Annotated in this window: 12 protein-coding genes; 9 read left to right on the plus strand and 3 right to left on the minus strand. The window is 49.9% G+C overall.

Features of this window, described 5'->3' with window-relative positions; genetic code table 11:
- Nucleotides 1-54: 54 nt before the first annotated feature.
- Nucleotides 55-477 carry a MerR family transcriptional regulator gene (locus tag V7728_RS19975; protein WP_012117050.1) on the plus strand — a complete coding sequence of 141 codons (423 nt, stop codon included), beginning with the start codon at nt 55-57 and terminating at the stop codon, nt 475-477.
- Nucleotides 478-540: 63 nt separating this feature from the next.
- Nucleotides 541-1725, plus strand: a complete 1185-nt coding sequence (locus V7728_RS19980) for an MFS transporter (protein ID WP_007408959.1) — start codon at nt 541-543, stop codon at nt 1723-1725.
- A 43-nt stretch (nt 1726-1768) separates the two neighbouring features.
- Here V7728_RS19980 and V7728_RS19985 read toward each other — a convergent pair whose 3' ends face one another.
- Nucleotides 1769-3325, minus strand: a complete 1557-nt coding sequence (locus V7728_RS19985) for an ABC-F family ATP-binding cassette domain-containing protein (RefSeq protein ID WP_012117051.1) — start codon at nt 3323-3325, stop codon at nt 1769-1771.
- A gap of 171 nt (nt 3326-3496) precedes the next feature.
- On the opposite strand from V7728_RS19985, the gene V7728_RS19990 reads away from it, so the two are divergent.
- Nucleotides 3497-4627 carry a DEAD/DEAH box helicase gene (locus tag V7728_RS19990; protein WP_099566481.1) on the plus strand — a complete coding sequence of 377 codons (1131 nt, stop codon included), beginning with the start codon at nt 3497-3499 and terminating at the stop codon, nt 4625-4627.
- Between the two features lie 74 nt (nt 4628-4701).
- The gene (locus tag V7728_RS19995) at nt 4702-5148 is read left to right on the plus strand and encodes a GNAT family N-acetyltransferase (RefSeq protein ID WP_099566482.1); all 447 of its coding nucleotides are present in this window, start codon (nt 4702-4704) and stop codon (nt 5146-5148) included.
- A gap of 52 nt (nt 5149-5200) precedes the next feature.
- Here V7728_RS19995 and V7728_RS20000 read toward each other — a convergent pair whose 3' ends face one another.
- Both V7728_RS20000 and V7728_RS20005 read right to left on the minus strand, forming a co-directional pair.
- Complete coding sequence (locus tag V7728_RS20000) at nt 5201-6220, minus strand: NADP-dependent oxidoreductase (protein ID WP_052827167.1); 1020 nt, start codon at nt 6218-6220, stop codon at nt 5201-5203.
- Between the two features lie 128 nt (nt 6221-6348).
- Complete coding sequence (locus tag V7728_RS20005; protein WP_007610002.1) at nt 6349-6699, minus strand: DUF3212 family protein; 351 nt, start codon at nt 6697-6699, stop codon at nt 6349-6351.
- 190 nt (nt 6700-6889) lie between these two features.
- Between V7728_RS20005 and V7728_RS20010 the strand changes: the two genes are divergently transcribed.
- The 5 genes from V7728_RS20010 to V7728_RS20565 form a co-directional block, all read left to right on the plus strand.
- The gene (locus V7728_RS20010) at nt 6890-7237 is read left to right on the plus strand and encodes a general stress protein (RefSeq protein WP_003155650.1); all 348 of its coding nucleotides are present in this window, start codon (nt 6890-6892) and stop codon (nt 7235-7237) included.
- 163 nt (nt 7238-7400) lie between these two features.
- Nucleotides 7401-8666 (plus strand): pectate lyase family protein, encoded by a 1266-nt coding sequence (locus tag V7728_RS20015; protein WP_012117054.1) that lies wholly within the window; start codon nt 7401-7403, stop codon nt 8664-8666.
- Between the two features lie 124 nt (nt 8667-8790).
- Nucleotides 8791-10227 carry an anion permease gene (locus V7728_RS20020; RefSeq protein ID WP_007408966.1) on the plus strand — a complete coding sequence of 479 codons (1437 nt, stop codon included), beginning with the start codon at nt 8791-8793 and terminating at the stop codon, nt 10225-10227.
- Between the two features lie 108 nt (nt 10228-10335).
- The gene (locus tag V7728_RS20025; protein WP_099566483.1) at nt 10336-11034 is read left to right on the plus strand and encodes a hypothetical protein; all 699 of its coding nucleotides are present in this window, start codon (nt 10336-10338) and stop codon (nt 11032-11034) included.
- A 114-nt stretch (nt 11035-11148) separates the two neighbouring features.
- Nucleotides 11149-14854, plus strand: a 3706-nt coding sequence (locus V7728_RS20565; RefSeq protein WP_442893529.1) for an NTTRR-F1 domain, incomplete at its 3' end; no start/stop codon positions are given.

Consider the following 14854-nt stretch of genomic DNA (forward strand, 5'->3'; position numbering starts at 1 on the left):
TTAAGGTTCAAATGGTGTATAATAGAAACAGATACGACAAGAGGGGGATTCACCTTGGAATGGATGAAGATTGATCAAGTTGCCAAGCGAAGCGGATTGACAAAACGAACCATTCGTTTTTACGAGGAGATTGGTTTGATTCCTGCTCCTAAACGGACAGAAGGCGGCGTCCGGCTATACTCTGAAGATGATATGGAGGAGCTCGAAAAAGTCACCAGCACAAAAGAAGTGCTCGGTTTTTCCCTTCAGGAGCTTCAGCAGTTTATGGAGATGAGCCGTCAGCTGGAATTAAACAAAGAGGGGTACTTGTTGTCACTGGATCCGAAGGAACGGAAAGAAAAGCTGGAAGAGATTCAGCAGGCTTTGAACCACCAGCTTGAGATGATTGATGAGAAGATCAGCACATTTCAGCATTTTAAAACGCGCCTTAACGGAATGAAAGAAAAAGCTGACCGCGCCATTCAATCAATCGAATGATTTTGCTGTAAACGCTATGGATATAGCGTTTCTTTTAATGGATGAAACAGGAGGTCTGGTCAAATGGATACATCATCACAACAGAAAACAGGCTTATTCAGCCAGCCGAAAGCCGTTTGGGCGGTTGCGTTTGCCTGTGTTATTTCCTTTATGGGAATCGGTCTTGTCGATCCGATTCTTCCGGCGATCGCCGCACAATTACATGCTTCACCTAGTGAAGTATCTCTGTTATTTACAAGTTATTTGCTCGTTACCGGTTTTATGATGTTTTTCTCCGGCGCGATTTCAAGCCGGATCGGCGCAAAATGGACGCTGCTTCTCGGACTTATTTTTATCATCGTGTTTGCCGCCCTCGGCGGAAGCTCAAGTTCAATCGCTCAGCTTGTCGGCTATCGCGGCGGCTGGGGGCTTGGGAATGCTCTCTTTATTTCAACCGCGCTTGCCGTCATTGTCGGGGTATCTGTCGGCGGCAGCGCCAAAGCCATTATTCTGTATGAGGCTGCACTCGGCTTGGGGATTTCCGTCGGGCCGCTTGCAGGCGGAGAGCTTGGCAGCATCTCATGGCGCGCTCCGTTCTTCGGAGTGTCTGTCCTCATGTTCATAGCGCTTTGCGCGATTTCACTCATGCTGCCGAAGCTGCCGAAACCGGCGAAACGCGTCGGTGTGTTTGATGCGATGAAGGCGCTCAAATATAAAGGCCTTTTGACAATGGCAGTATCTGCATTCTTATACAACTTTGGATTTTTTATTTTGCTTGCTTATTCTCCGTTCGTGCTGGATTTAGATGAACACGGCCTTGGATACGTCTTCTTCGGCTGGGGTTTATTGCTGGCAATTACGTCAGTCTTTACGGCGCCGCTCGTGCACAAAGCGCTGGGAACAGTGGGTTCGCTCGTCGTTCTCTTTATCGCCTTTGCGGTCATTCTCATCGTCATGGGGATCTGGACTGACCATCAGACGTTGATCATTACGTGTATCGTTGTCGCCGGTGCTGTTCTCGGTATGGTGAATACGATCATGACAACCGCTGTGATGGGTTCTGCGCCGGTTGAACGTTCAATCGCGTCTTCAGCCTACAGCTCAGTCCGTTTTATCGGCGGTGCGCTCGCTCCGTGGATTGCGGGGATGCTGTCAGAACACTTCACCGCAAGCACTCCATATACAGTAGGCGGGATCGTCGTTTTTGTCGGCATGCTTGTCCTTCTCATGGGACGCAAACATCTCGCCGGAATAAAAGCCGGACATTAAGAAAAAAAGGAACTTCCGCACAGGCGGGAGTTCCTTTTTGTGTTTACAGCACTTTCGTCGTCCAAGATTCACAATTCCATGTTTCCGTCGCGATATCCATGTAAAACTCGGGTTCGTGGGAAATCAGCAGAATGGAGCCTTTGTATTCTTTCAGCGCGCGTTTCAGCTCTTCTTTCGCATCGACATCCAGGTGGTTTGTCGGTTCGTCAAGCACGAGCAGGTTTGTTTCTGAATTAATCAGCTTGCACAGTCTGACCTTCGCTTTTTCTCCTCCGCTGAGAACGGAGACGCGGCTTTCAATGTGTTTGGTCGTCAGGCCGCATTTGGCGAGGGCGGCGCGGATTTCGTACTGGGTAAAGGAAGGAAATTCGCTCCACACTTCTTCGATGCACGTATTGTTATTGGTTTCTTTCACTTCCTGCTCGAAATAGCCCGTGTATTGATGCTCGCCCCGTTCCACCGTGCCTTCCAGCGGCTGGATTTCACCGAGCAGGCTCTTTAACAGCGTCGTCTTCCCGATGCCGTTTGCGCCGTACAGGGCGACTTTCTGTCCGCGCTCCATTCTGAGATTGAGCGGGCGTGACAGCGGAGTATCGTAGCCGATGACTAAGTCCTTCGTTTCAAAAATGAGCTTGCCTGACGTTCTCGCAGGCTTGAAATGGAATTCCGGTTTCGGTTTTTCGGCCGCCAGTTCGATCATATCCATCTTATCAAGCTTTTTCTGGCGGGACATCGCCATATTTCTCGTGCTGACCCGCGCTTTGTTGCGGGCGACGAAATCTTTCAGCTCAGCCACTTCCTGCTGCTGTTTTTTATAGGCGGCTTCGAGCTGCTGTTTTTTCACTTCGTAGACTTCCATGAATTGATGGTAGTCGCCGACATAACGCGTCAGCTCCTGATTTTCCACATGATAAATCAAATTGATCACGCTGTTTAAAAACGGAATGTCGTGAGAAATTAAGATGAACGCATTTTCATATTCCTGCAAATAGCGTTTCAGCCATTCAATATGCTGCTCATCAAGGTAGTTGGTCGGTTCGTCCAACAGAAGGATTTCCGGTTTTTCTAAAAGCAGTTTGGCGAGCAGCACTTTCGTCCGCTGTCCGCCGCTTAAATCAGTGACGTCGCGGTCAAGTCCGACATCCTGCAGGCCGAGGCCGCGGGCGATTTCTTCAACTTTGCTGTCAATCACATAGAAATCATTATTAGTCAGGGCGTCCTGAATGACACCGACATCTTCAAGCAGCTGCTCAAGCTCATCAGGGTCCGCTTCGCCCATTTTGTTGTAAATCTCATTCATTTCCTCTTCCATTGCAAATAAGTAATGGAACGCATCCTTCAGCACGTCGCGGATCGTTTTTCCTTTTTCAAGCACGGTATGCTGATCGAGGTAGCCGACACGCACGTTTTTCGCCCATTCAACCTTACCCTCATCAGGCTCAAGCTTTCCGGTAATAATATTCATAAACGTTGATTTACCTTCGCCGTTTGCTCCGATTAAGCCGACGTGCTCCCCTTTTAAAAGACGGAACGATACATTGTTAAAAAGCGCACGGTCACCAAAGCCGTGGCTTAAATCTTTTACGGATAAAATACTCATCATTACACCTCTATCGTTATCAGACACGCTTTTTTTATCATGTGTCTTTCTCATTTATGATTATAAAGGAGGAGACCGTTTGTTAAAAGGCTTGGAAGGAAAAAGAAAATTGCGTTTGGCGCGTGCATTTGAGATACTATGGAGTAGATTTTAAGAATTGAGGAGAACGACATGACCCAAACATGGCCATTTTTACAGCATACACAACCATTTATCGCCGAAAACTGGGAGGCCTCAGGCTTTCAGGAGCCGACCGTCATTCAGGAAAAAGCCGCTCAGGTGATTATGGAAGGGAAAGACGTCATCGCCGAATCCCCGACGGGAACGGGAAAAACATTGGCGTACACGCTTCCGGTTCTGGAGCGGATCAACCCGGAACAGAAACATCCGCAAGTGATCATTTTAGCGCCGTCCCGCGAGCTTGTGATGCAGATTTTTCAAGTGATTCAGGATTGGAAAAAAGGCTCCGATCTTCGCGCTTTGTCTTTGATCGGCGGGGCAAACGTGAAAAAGCAGGTGGAGAAGCTCAAAAATAAACCGCATATCATTGCGGGCACACCGGGCAGGGTGCTCGAATTGATTCAGGCGAAAAAGCTGAAAATGCATGAAGTCAAGACGATCGTTCTTGATGAAGCGGATCAGCTCGTGACACAGGAACACCGCGAAACGATGAAAAAAATCATTAAAACGACGCTGAAAGACCGACAGCTTTTAAGCTTTTCCGCTACGCTGCAGCCGGAAACAGAACAGGTGCTGAATACCATCGCACATGAACCGGCTGTTTTGAAAGTGGAGCGGAATACGGCGGAAAAAGCGCGCGTCACACATCAATATCTCGTCTGCGATCAGCGGGATAAAGTAAAGCTATTGCAAAAGCTGTCACGGCTGAACGGCATGCAGGCGCTCGTGTTCGTCAGAGATATCGGAAATTTAAGCGTCTATGCGGAAAAACTCGCCTATCACCACGTGGATCTCGGCATTCTGCATGGAGAAGCGAAAAAAATGGAGCGGGCAAAGATATTATCAGCGTTTGAACGGGGAGAATTTCCGCTGCTTCTGGCCACTGACATTGCGGCGCGCGGACTCGATATCGATGATCTTCCGTACGTCATTCACGCGGACATCCCGAATGAAGACGGGTACATTCACAGATCAGGCCGGACGGGGCGGGCCGGTAAAGAAGGAACCGTACTCAGCCTTGTCACGCCGATGGAAGAATCCAAATTGAAAAAAATGGCCAAATCACTCGGAATCGAGCTGAAAGAGGCCGTTTATTCAGGCGGAAAATTATCTGAGAAATAAGAAACGGAGGGCGGGAAGCCCTTCGTTTTTTTTTGTTGTAAAATAATAGAAAAGGTTCAGGCGGGGGCGGGAAGATGGTTTCAATAGACAGATTTCAAATATTGAAGGAACGTGAGCTGAAAATACTTGAACACTGGTTTAAGAACGATAATATCAGACGGAGAATGGATGCGATGCTGCCATTAGACGCGTGGTATGCACGATTGAATAAAGATGAAGACGATACTGTCATTATGGCATATGACGGGGAGTGTCCGGCAGGCATGGTCTCTATAGAGTTTGTGGAGGAGCGGGCGTATATCGGATTGATCGTCAATCCTTTGTACCAGCTTCAAGGGTACGGAAAACAGATCTTGCAAAAACTGCTGACTGATCCTGGGTTTACCGGCGTGCGGGAATGGGCGGCAAGCATCGAAAAAGACAATCAAATCAGTTTAGCCTGCTTTCAAGCAGCGGGATTCACTTTGGAAGATATGGAGCCGGATGAAGACGGCTTTCTTACTTTGATTCTTCGCGGCTGATGCGAAAAAAAGAAAAGGAGGGGACAAAGCCCTCCTTTTTTTCATCATCATGTTAACTTAGATCACTCACTTTGATGATCTGTTTGCCTTTGTTTTCTCCTTTAAACAGGCCGAGGAACGCGTCAGGAATATTGTTGAATCCTTCCGTAATCGTTTCTTCATAATGAAGCTTTCCGTCCTTAAGCCATTCGGCCAATTGTTTCGCACCTTCGGAAAAGCGGTCAGCATAATCACTGACGATGAATCCCTGCATCAGCGCTTTTGTTTTGATCAGCTTCGGCTGGACGCGGGGGCCCATGTCTTCTTCTTCACTTTCGGTATTGTACGATGAGATCGCTCCGCATACCGGAATGCGGGCGAATTCATTCAGCAGGTTTATCACCGCATCTGAAATCGGTCCGCCGACATTGTCAAAATAGACATCGACGCCGTCAGGACATGCCTGTTCCAGCGCTTTTTGAATATCATCCGCCGTTTTGTAATTAATGGCTTCATCAAATTGAAGCTCCTCTGTCAAATACGCGATTTTTTCATCAGATCCGGCGATGCCGACAACCCGCGCGCCTTTGATTTTGGCAATCTGTCCGACTGTTGAGCCGACGGCGCCCGCCGCGCCTGAAACGACGACGGTTTCGCCTTTTTTCGGACGGCCGATATCGAGCAGCCCGAAGTAAGCGGTCAGTCCGGTCATCCCTAAAATGCCGAGATACGCCTGGGCGGGTGCGATATCCGTATCCAACTTGCGGAGGGCGGACTCATTGACGGCTGAATATTCCTGCCACGCGAGATTTCCGATCACAACATCTCCTTTTTTCAGCTTATCGCCGTCTGTCAGAACCTCGGCAATCACTCCGCCTGTTATGGCTTCATCTAAAGCGAACGGCTCTACATATGATTTTGTATCCTGCATCCGTCCGCGCATGTACGGATCAACGGACACATAACTCGTTTTCACAAGCACTTCGCCGTCTTTCGGTTCGGGCACGGCAATCGTTTCAAAGCGGAAATCGTCATGGGCGGGAACGCCTTTGGGGCGTCTTGCCAATTGAATTTGCTGCTGATGATTCGGCATACTGAATCCTCCTTCAAGATAAGTGGTTGTTCCAAATGTAACACGAACCATTTCCCGATTACAAAATCAAACCGTCAGCGGTCATAAAAAAAGAAGGGCCCAGGGCCCTTCTTTCCTTATATGCATATTTAATAGAATAACCGGTACACATCGGTGTTTTTCTCATGTTCCAAATATTCATAGGCATTCGTTTTTGAAGAATGAAGCATGTCAGCGGTAACGACGGGCTGAAGCGCGGTCAGATAAGAACCCAGCCTATTTTCAATTTCTTTCGGCAGAACGGATTCGATATCACCGATATTGATAATGATAGAGAAAACGAAATCGATATTAATATGAAAAGTATCTTCAGCAAAGGCCGTAAGCTCTTTTATTCCATCCGGGCAGCGGGTATGCCGGCGGAATACCTGCTTCACTAAATCACTGACAACCCAAGCGTTAAATCGCTGTTCCGGTGAAAAGTAATGAATAGGAACCACCTCCCTGCTTAATCGGCTCATGAAGATTTTTATTTTTCTGATAAAAGTTGCTTTTTCTACTGTAACATGTCCCGCCAGAAAATATCCACCGACAATCTGCCCGTTTTCCCACTGAACTCTCTTTCTTTTGTTTGATCCTTGATTGATCGGGTAAACATCCAATATACAAAACAAAAGGGAGGACTTATCAATGAAACCGGTAGTAAGAGAATATACAAATGATCAAAAACTGATGCAGGACGTAAAAGAGCTTCAGCAATTGGGTGTCGCAAAAGAAGACGTATATGTGCTTTCTCATGATGACGACAGAACGGACCGCCTGGCCGATAATACTGATGTCAATACCATCGGAGCGAAAGAAACGGGCATTAAACACGCGGTCGGCAATATGTTTAATAAAAAAGGCGACGAGCTCCGCAACAAAATTCACGAAATCGGCTTTTCGGAAGAGGAAGCATCGCAATTTGAAAAGCGCTTAGATGAAGGAAAAGTTCTTCTGTTTGTCACGGATAACGAAAAAGTAAAATCATGGGCGTAAGCTGAACAGATCCCAAGGGGTTTTCGGTCCCTTGGGATTTTTTTGCGGTTTCCGCAATAAAACCGAAAGGCACATTCTGTACATTTTCGGTGCTGTTTCTCAACTGATTTGATACAATTCGATTGTAATAAATTGGAACAAAGAATCAGGAGGAGCACAATTCATGAAAAAAATGTTATTTATGCTGGCGGTTTGTTTATGTATGATCCCTGCGGACGTCTATGCCGCTGATCTGGGACGGCAGACGTTAGGAACAAATGACGGCTGGGGAGCCGCTTCCGGCGGGACAACCGGCGGCGCGAAAGCCTCTTCATCGAATGTATACACCGTATCAAACAGACAGCAGCTCGTTTCCGCATTAGGGGGAAGCGCCAACAGCACGCCGAAGATTATTTACATACAAGGCACAATCAATATGAATACGGACGACCGCAATAAAACACTCGGCTTTAATGATTATAAAGATCCGGCATATGATCCGAACGCCTATCTGAAGGCGTACGACCCGGACAAATGGGGGAAAAAAGCGCCGTCAGGCACCCAGGAAGACGCCAGACAGCGATCGCAAAAAAACCAGAAGGCACGGGTCGTGATTGACATCCCTTCAAATACGACGATCATCGGCTCGGGTTCAAATGCCAAAGTGACAGGCGGAAGTTTTAATATAAAGAACGGCGTCGACAATGTCATCATCCGCAACATTGAATTTCAAGACGCTTACGACTATTTTCCGCAATGGGACCCGACGGACGGCAGCAGCGGCAACTGGAACTCTGAATATGACAATATCACCATTAACGGCGCGACGCACATCTGGATCGATCATTGCACCTTTAATGACGGATCGAATCCCGACAGCGGTTTTCCCTACTATTACGGGAGAAAATATCAGCACCATGACGGCCAGACGGATATAGCCAACGGGGCGAATTATATTACATTGTCCTATAATAAATATCATGACCATGACAAAGGCTCCGTCATCGGAAACAGCGACAGCAAGACGTCGGATGAAGGAAAACTGAAGGTGACCCTTCACCATAACTATTACCAGAACATCGTCCAGCGCGCACCGCGGGTCCGGTACGGGCAGGTTCATATTTATAATAATTTTTACGCAGGCTCTAAAAGCGCCGCATACCCGTTCAGCTATGCGTGGGGCGCGGGCCACGCGTCGAAAATATATGCCCAGAATAATGTTTTTGAAGTGCCGGGACTGGCTGCTGATAAAGTCATCAGCGTCTTCAGCGGCGGAAAAGCGCTTCATGAAGACGGCACTCTTTTAAACGGCGCCGCCATTAACGCGTCGGCCGCCAACGGATTAAGTCAGTCCGTCGGCTGGACACCGTCATTGCACGGTTCCATCGGCTCATCATCAAATGTAAAATCAGATGTTATATCTAAAGCCGGGTCGGGCATATTAAAATAATAAACAAGAAGCACAAAGGAAAATATTCCTTTGTGTTTTTTAATTAACAAAAACGTTTATTAACTTAGTTAAGTAGTAAAATGGGATAGGGGATGGAAGACAACAAAATAGGAGGAGACCTGTAATGGCTTCAGAAAAAGACGCAAAAAAACAGCAGGCAGTAAAAATCATTCCTTTGCTTATTACTGTTGCTGTGGGATTAATCATTTGGTTTATTCCCGCGCCGTCCGGACTTGAACCTAAAGCATGGCATTTGTTCGCTATTTTTGTCGCAACAATTATCGGCTTTATCTCCAAGCCCTTGCCAATGGGCGCAATTGCAATTTTTGCATTGGCAGTCACCGCGTTAACGGGAACGCTATCTATTGAAAATACGTTAAGCGGATTTGGAAACAAGACAATCTGGCTGATTGTCATCGCCTTTTTTATTTCCCGGGGTTTCATCAAAACCGGGCTCGGCGCCAGGATTTCTTACGTATTCGTACAACGGTTCGGGAAGAAAACACTCGGCCTTTCTTATTCACTGCTTTTCAGTGATTTAATTTTATCACCTGCCATTCCGAGCAACACGGCACGGGCGGGCGGCATTATTTTTCCTATTATCAGATCATTATCCGAAACTTTCGGATCAACGCCGGCAGACGGAACAGAGCGGAAAATCGGCGCTTTCTTATTAAAAACCGGTTTTCAAGGAAACTTGATTACGTCTGCGATGTTTTTGACGGCAATGGCGGCGAACCCGCTGATCGCCAAGCTGGCCCACGATGTCGCAGGGGTGGACATCACATGGACAAGCTGGGCAATCGCGGCCATTGTACCGGGATTGGCGAGCTTAATCATTACGCCGCTCGTCATTTATAAGCTGTATCCGCCGGAAATTAAAGAAACACCGGATGCGGCTAAAATCGCAACGGAAAAATTGAAAGAAATGGGTCCGTTTAAAAAATCCGAACTCTCCATGGTCATCGTCTTTTTATTGGTGCTTGCGCTGTGGATTTTCGGAGGAAGCTTAAATATTGACGCAACGACGACGGCCCTGATCGGATTATCCGTTTTGCTTTTGTCACAGGTATTAACATGGGAGGACATCAAAAAGGAACAAGGTGCATGGGATACGCTGACTTGGTTCGCGGCGCTTGTGATGCTGGCGAATTTCCTGAATGAGCTCGGCATGGTGTCTTGGTTCAGCAATATGATGAAATCTTCTGTTTCCGGTTTTTCATGGATTGTGGCATTTATGATTCTGATTGTCGTGTATTATTACACGCATTACTTCTTTGCGAGCGCAACCGCGCATATCAGCGCCATGTATGCGGCATTTCTCGCCGTCATCGTGGCTGCAGGCGCTCCGCCGCTGTTGGCGGCGCTCAGCCTGGCGTTTTTCAGCAACCTTTTCGGTTCGACAACGCATTACGGCTCAGGAGCGGCTCCGGTCTTTTTCGGAGCGGGTTATATATCGCAAAGCAAATGGTGGTCCATCGGCTTTATCCTGTCAATCGTCCATATTGTGACATGGCTTGTGATCGGCGGATTATGGTGGAAAGTATTAGGGTTATGGTAGAAGAAAAAAAGGCAGACTCAGGTCTGCCTTTTTTTTATTTCTGTAAGGAAGGGGAAGGGCCTGCACATGATGACTCCAGTGCGAATAGAATATGGACGGGGTGATAATATGAGCAGCGGCCGTAATCAATACATGATATTGAAACAGAAACCTTACAAATATATGAGCAGACATATGAAACGCCGGTATGAACAATTACCATGTGAACATGAAAGGCCGGAAACAGGGACAGAAAAACGGTTTCCGTCTTCAGATGAAAATCGATCTGCCTTGTGCGTACCCGGGCTGCGAGGTCCCGAAGGCAAAAGAGGACCCGCCGGCTCCCGCGGTCCGCAAGGGGAGGCGGGTCCGCCCGGTCCCCCGGGGCCTGAGGGGCCGCCGGGAGCGGTTCCTGCGGTAGCTTTTCAAAATACAGCAGACCAGATGATGATTCCGTTAGAAGGAACACCGATAAACGTGTTAAGCGCAGTGATAGCCGCGCCGACAGATCAATTGGTGAAAACGGATGCCGTCATACAAGTAAATGTGGAATTAGATCCGCTCGCGTCTCATTTCTCATTGGTCTTAGCTGTCGATCTGCAAAGAAATGGCGTATCGATACAAACACAGAGACAAGAGTGGAACCTCTTTTCTTCAGGCGGACAAATCATAGGAATTCCTTTTACGTACATCGACGAAATGAAGGCGGATGAAACAGCCGCGTACCAGCTCTATTTATCCGTCCTTTCTTCGAATTACGTAACACAAGTCGCAGCGGCAAACCGCTCCCTCATTGCGACGGGATTCCCCATTCAAGGATCGGATTAAGGTGATGAAAAGAAATCACCTTTTTTATTTAGATTGTCAAAACACAGCCCGTATTAATAAGCTGTCTTAATAAGTAAGACGGTCAACAACGGGAAGGAGAGGGAAAAAGATTGAATGAATAATCCGATTATAAACGGAAGCTTTGAAACCGGTACATTAGCGGGGTGGAGTTCGGCAAATACCCAGATTAACAGTTTGTTTGCACATTCAGGGAGATATTCTGCGCAATTTATTGGAGCTCAGCCATATGCTTACCTCAGTCAAATCGTTCCAATTTCAGCCAAGTCAGTGACTCTATTCGTATCACTCGCAACGCTCGGAAATGAGCCAAGTCCCCAAGTAACTCTCCAGATCATCTATGTCAGCGCAGCAGGTGAACAAATCAGTTCCATTCAAGAAAATATTACACCCGGAAATTTGCCGAACGTGCTCTTTCACACATGGTCTGAAATCTATAAAACAAGCAGTGTGCCTTCTGGCGCGGCCTCTGCCGTCATTGTATTAAGTAAAGTTTCTTCCGGCACGGTTTTAATAGACGACGTTTCATTGGCGCAAACCGGGGGTGAACCTGGCGTAACGGGAATTACAGGTCCCACAGGAGTGACGGGCCCTACAGGAGTGACCGGAGCAAGAGGAGCGACGGGGTCGACAGGATCAACGGGTGTAACCGGCCAAACCGGAGTGACTGGTCCGACAGGAGTAACAGGGGCGACGGGAGTAACTGGAGCTACCGGCTCGACTGGTGTAACAGGAGCAAGAGGAGCAACCGGAACTACTGGCTCAACCGGAGTGACTGGAGCAAGAGGAGCGACCGGAGTAACTGGTGCAACGGGAGCAACCGGAACTACTGGCTCAACCGGAGTGACTGGAGTAACAGGAACAACTGGCTTGACTGGTGCAACAGGCCCAACTGGTTCAACAGGAGCAACCGGAGAAACTGGCGCGACAGGCTCAACCGGAATAACAGGGGCAACCGGCTCAACTGGAGCGACAGGTACAACAGGCCTAACGGGTGTAACTGGTCCAACTGGAGTGACTGGGGCAACGGGGATAACAGGATCAACAGGCCCAACCGGCCCCACCGGAGTAACGGGTCCAACTGGAGAAACAGGGGCGACAGGAGAAACCGGTGCAACTGGATCGACAGGAGCGACTGGGGTAACGGGTGTAACCGGGGGAACGGGAACAACCGGACCGACAGGCGCAACCGGCTTAACTGGTGCGACGGGATTAACTGGAGAAACAGGCGCAACCGGGGGAACAGGTCCAACGGGTGTAACAGGAGAAACCGGTTCAACTGGAGTGACTGGTGTAACAGGAGAAACCGGTTCAACTGGAGTGACTGGTGTAACAGGTGCAACCGGAGAAACAGGTCCAACGGGAGTGACTGGCTCAACTGGTGTAACCGGCCGAACCGGAATAACAGGCTCAACAGGAACGACCGGCTCAACTGGTGCAACAGGCCCAACCGGATCGACAGGACCAACTGGTTCAACCGGTTCAACTGGAGTGACTGGTGTAACAGGTGCAACCGGCGCAACGGGATCAACAGGCCCAACAGGATCAACAGGCCCAACCGGTGCAACGGGAGTAACAGGCCCAACTGGTGCAACGGGAGTAACAGGCCCAACTGGTGTAACTGGTTCAACAGGAGAAACCGGAGCGACCGGTGTAACTGGCTCAACCGGTGCAACAGGAGCGACCGGAATAACGGGATCAACCGGAGCAACAGGCGCAACTGGTGTAACCGGGCTAACTGGAATAACAGGCGCGACGGGCCCAACCGGTGTGACTGGACCAACAGGGGTTACTGGCTCAACAGGAGAAACCGGTTCAACTGGAGCGACAGGATCAACAGGCCCAACCGGTCCAACTGGTGCAACGGGGGTAACTGGAGCAACCGGAGCAACAGGCGCAACTGGTGTAACCGGCTCAACCGGAGCGACAGGATCAACCGGCCCAACAGGCGCCACCGGAAAAACCGGTTCAACCGGCTCGACAGGCGCAACTGGCTCAACAGGTATAACCGGAGCAACAGGATCAACTGGAGTAACAGGATCAACTGGAGTAACAGGCCCAACGGGAGAAACCGGTCCAACAGGATCGACAGGTTCGACTGGGGTCACGGGTGTAACCGGGAGAACGGGACCAACCGGATCAACGGGCGCCACTGGAATAACTGGAATAACTGGAACAACTGGTGCAACGGGGTCAACTGGGGAGACTGGTCCAACAGGAGAAACCGGAGAAACTGGTGCAACGGGAGTAACAGGCTCGACAGGAGCAACTGGTGCAACGGGAGTAACAGGGGCAACGGGAGAAACTGGCCCAACTGGATCGACAGGCCCAACTGGATCGACAGGCCCAACAGGAATTACCGGAGCAACGGGATCAACTGGTATAACGGGACCAATCGGGGCAACCGGAATAACAGGAGCGATCGGAATAACAGGCCCGACCGGGGATACAGGAGCGACTGGTGTAACGGGGACAACCGGGGTAACAGGTTCAACCGGAGTGACTGGAGCAATAGGTGAAACAGGAGCAACGGGGCTGACTGGGCCAACGGGGTTCACCGGAGTAACAGGCCCAACGGGAGTAACAGGAGCGACCGGTGCAACTGGATCAACCGGCGCAACGGGTGCCACTGGCATAACCGGAGCAACTGGGGTAGCAGGTCCAATCGGAGTAACGGGGTTCACCGGCGCAACTGGTGTGACTGGCCCGATCGGCACAACAGGAGCGACAGGCTCGACTGGCCTAACTGGATCAACAGGAGCAACAGGAGAAACCGGCCCAACTGGCTCAACCGGAGTAACTGGCTCAACCGGAGTAACTGGCTCAACCGGGGATACCGGTCCAACTGGAGTAACTGGCCCAACTGGAGTAACTGGCCCAGCAGGAGTAACGGGATCGACAGGATCGACTGGGGTCACGGGTGTAACCGGGAGAACGGGAACAACAGGAGCGACCGGAATAACAGGCTCGACCGGTCCAACGGGGGAGACTGGACCAACGGGAGTGACAGGCACAACCGGAATAACAGGGGAAACTGGGGCGACAGGAATAACAGGCGCAACAGGTATAACTGGAGAAACCGGCACAACCGGCCCAACAGGTGTAACTGGGGAAACAGGTCCAACGGGATCAACTGGTATAACTGGAATAACCGGCTCAACAGGCGCAACAGGTGGAACCGGAGTAACCGGAATGACTGGTGCAACGGGCTCAACAGGATCAACGGGGGTAACTGGAGCAACCGGAGAAACAGGCGCAACTGGTGTAACCGGCCCAACCGGCGCAATAGGAGAGACCGGTGTAACAGGAATAACCGGAGCAACGGGGTCGACAGGAGAAACCGGTTCAACAGGAACAACTGGAGAAACCGGCTCAACCGGTGCAACAGGGGCGACTGGAGTAACAGGCTCAACTGGTGTAACTGGTTCAACCGGAGCAACTGGCCCAACCGGAGTCACGGGCTCAACAGGAGTAACAGGCTCAACCGGAGAAACAGGTGCAACTGGAGTAACTGGGGCAACGGGAGAAACCGGCCCAGCAGGAGTAACTGGCCCAACAGGAGTAACCGGGTCGACAGGAATAACCGGATCAACGGGAGTGATTGGGGCCACAGGAATAACCGGAGCAACCGGGCCAACGGGAGTAACAGGAGCAACAGGCCCAACTGGTGTGACTGGCCCAACTGGGGCGAGTGGTGTAACTGGTCCAACTGGAGAAAGCGGGTCAACAGGAGAAACCGGATCAACAGGAGTTACTGGCCCGACTGGGGTCACGGGCTCAACTGGTGTAACCGGAGTAACCG

The organism is Bacillus sp. JHAA (assembly GCF_036961585.1).
Classification (GTDB): domain Bacteria; phylum Bacillota; class Bacilli; order Bacillales; family Bacillaceae; genus Bacillus; species Bacillus velezensis.

Bases quoted from the DNA above. Each gene is read 5' to 3' on its own strand.
- V7728_RS19995 (WP_099566482.1), top strand. From the start codon at position 4,702: ATGGTTTCAATAGACAGATTTCAAATATTGAAGGAACGTGAGCTGAAA.
- V7728_RS20025 (WP_099566483.1), top strand. From the start codon at position 10,336: ATGAGCAGCGGCCGTAATCAATACATGATATTGAAACAGAAACCTTAC.
- V7728_RS19985 (WP_012117051.1), bottom strand. From the start codon at position 3,325: ATGAGTATTTTATCCGTAAAAGATTTAAGCCACGGCTTTGGTGACCGT.
- V7728_RS19980 (WP_007408959.1), top strand. From the start codon at position 541: ATGGATACATCATCACAACAGAAAACAGGCTTATTCAGCCAGCCGAAA.
- V7728_RS20020 (WP_007408966.1), top strand. From the start codon at position 8,791: ATGGCTTCAGAAAAAGACGCAAAAAAACAGCAGGCAGTAAAAATCATT.
- V7728_RS20010 (WP_003155650.1), top strand. From the start codon at position 6,890: ATGAAACCGGTAGTAAGAGAATATACAAATGATCAAAAACTGATGCAG.
- V7728_RS20015 (WP_012117054.1), top strand. From the start codon at position 7,401: ATGAAAAAAATGTTATTTATGCTGGCGGTTTGTTTATGTATGATCCCT.
- V7728_RS20000 (WP_052827167.1), bottom strand. From the start codon at position 6,220: ATGCCGAATCATCAGCAGCAAATTCAATTGGCAAGACGCCCCAAAGGC.
- V7728_RS19990 (WP_099566481.1), top strand. From the start codon at position 3,497: ATGACCCAAACATGGCCATTTTTACAGCATACACAACCATTTATCGCC.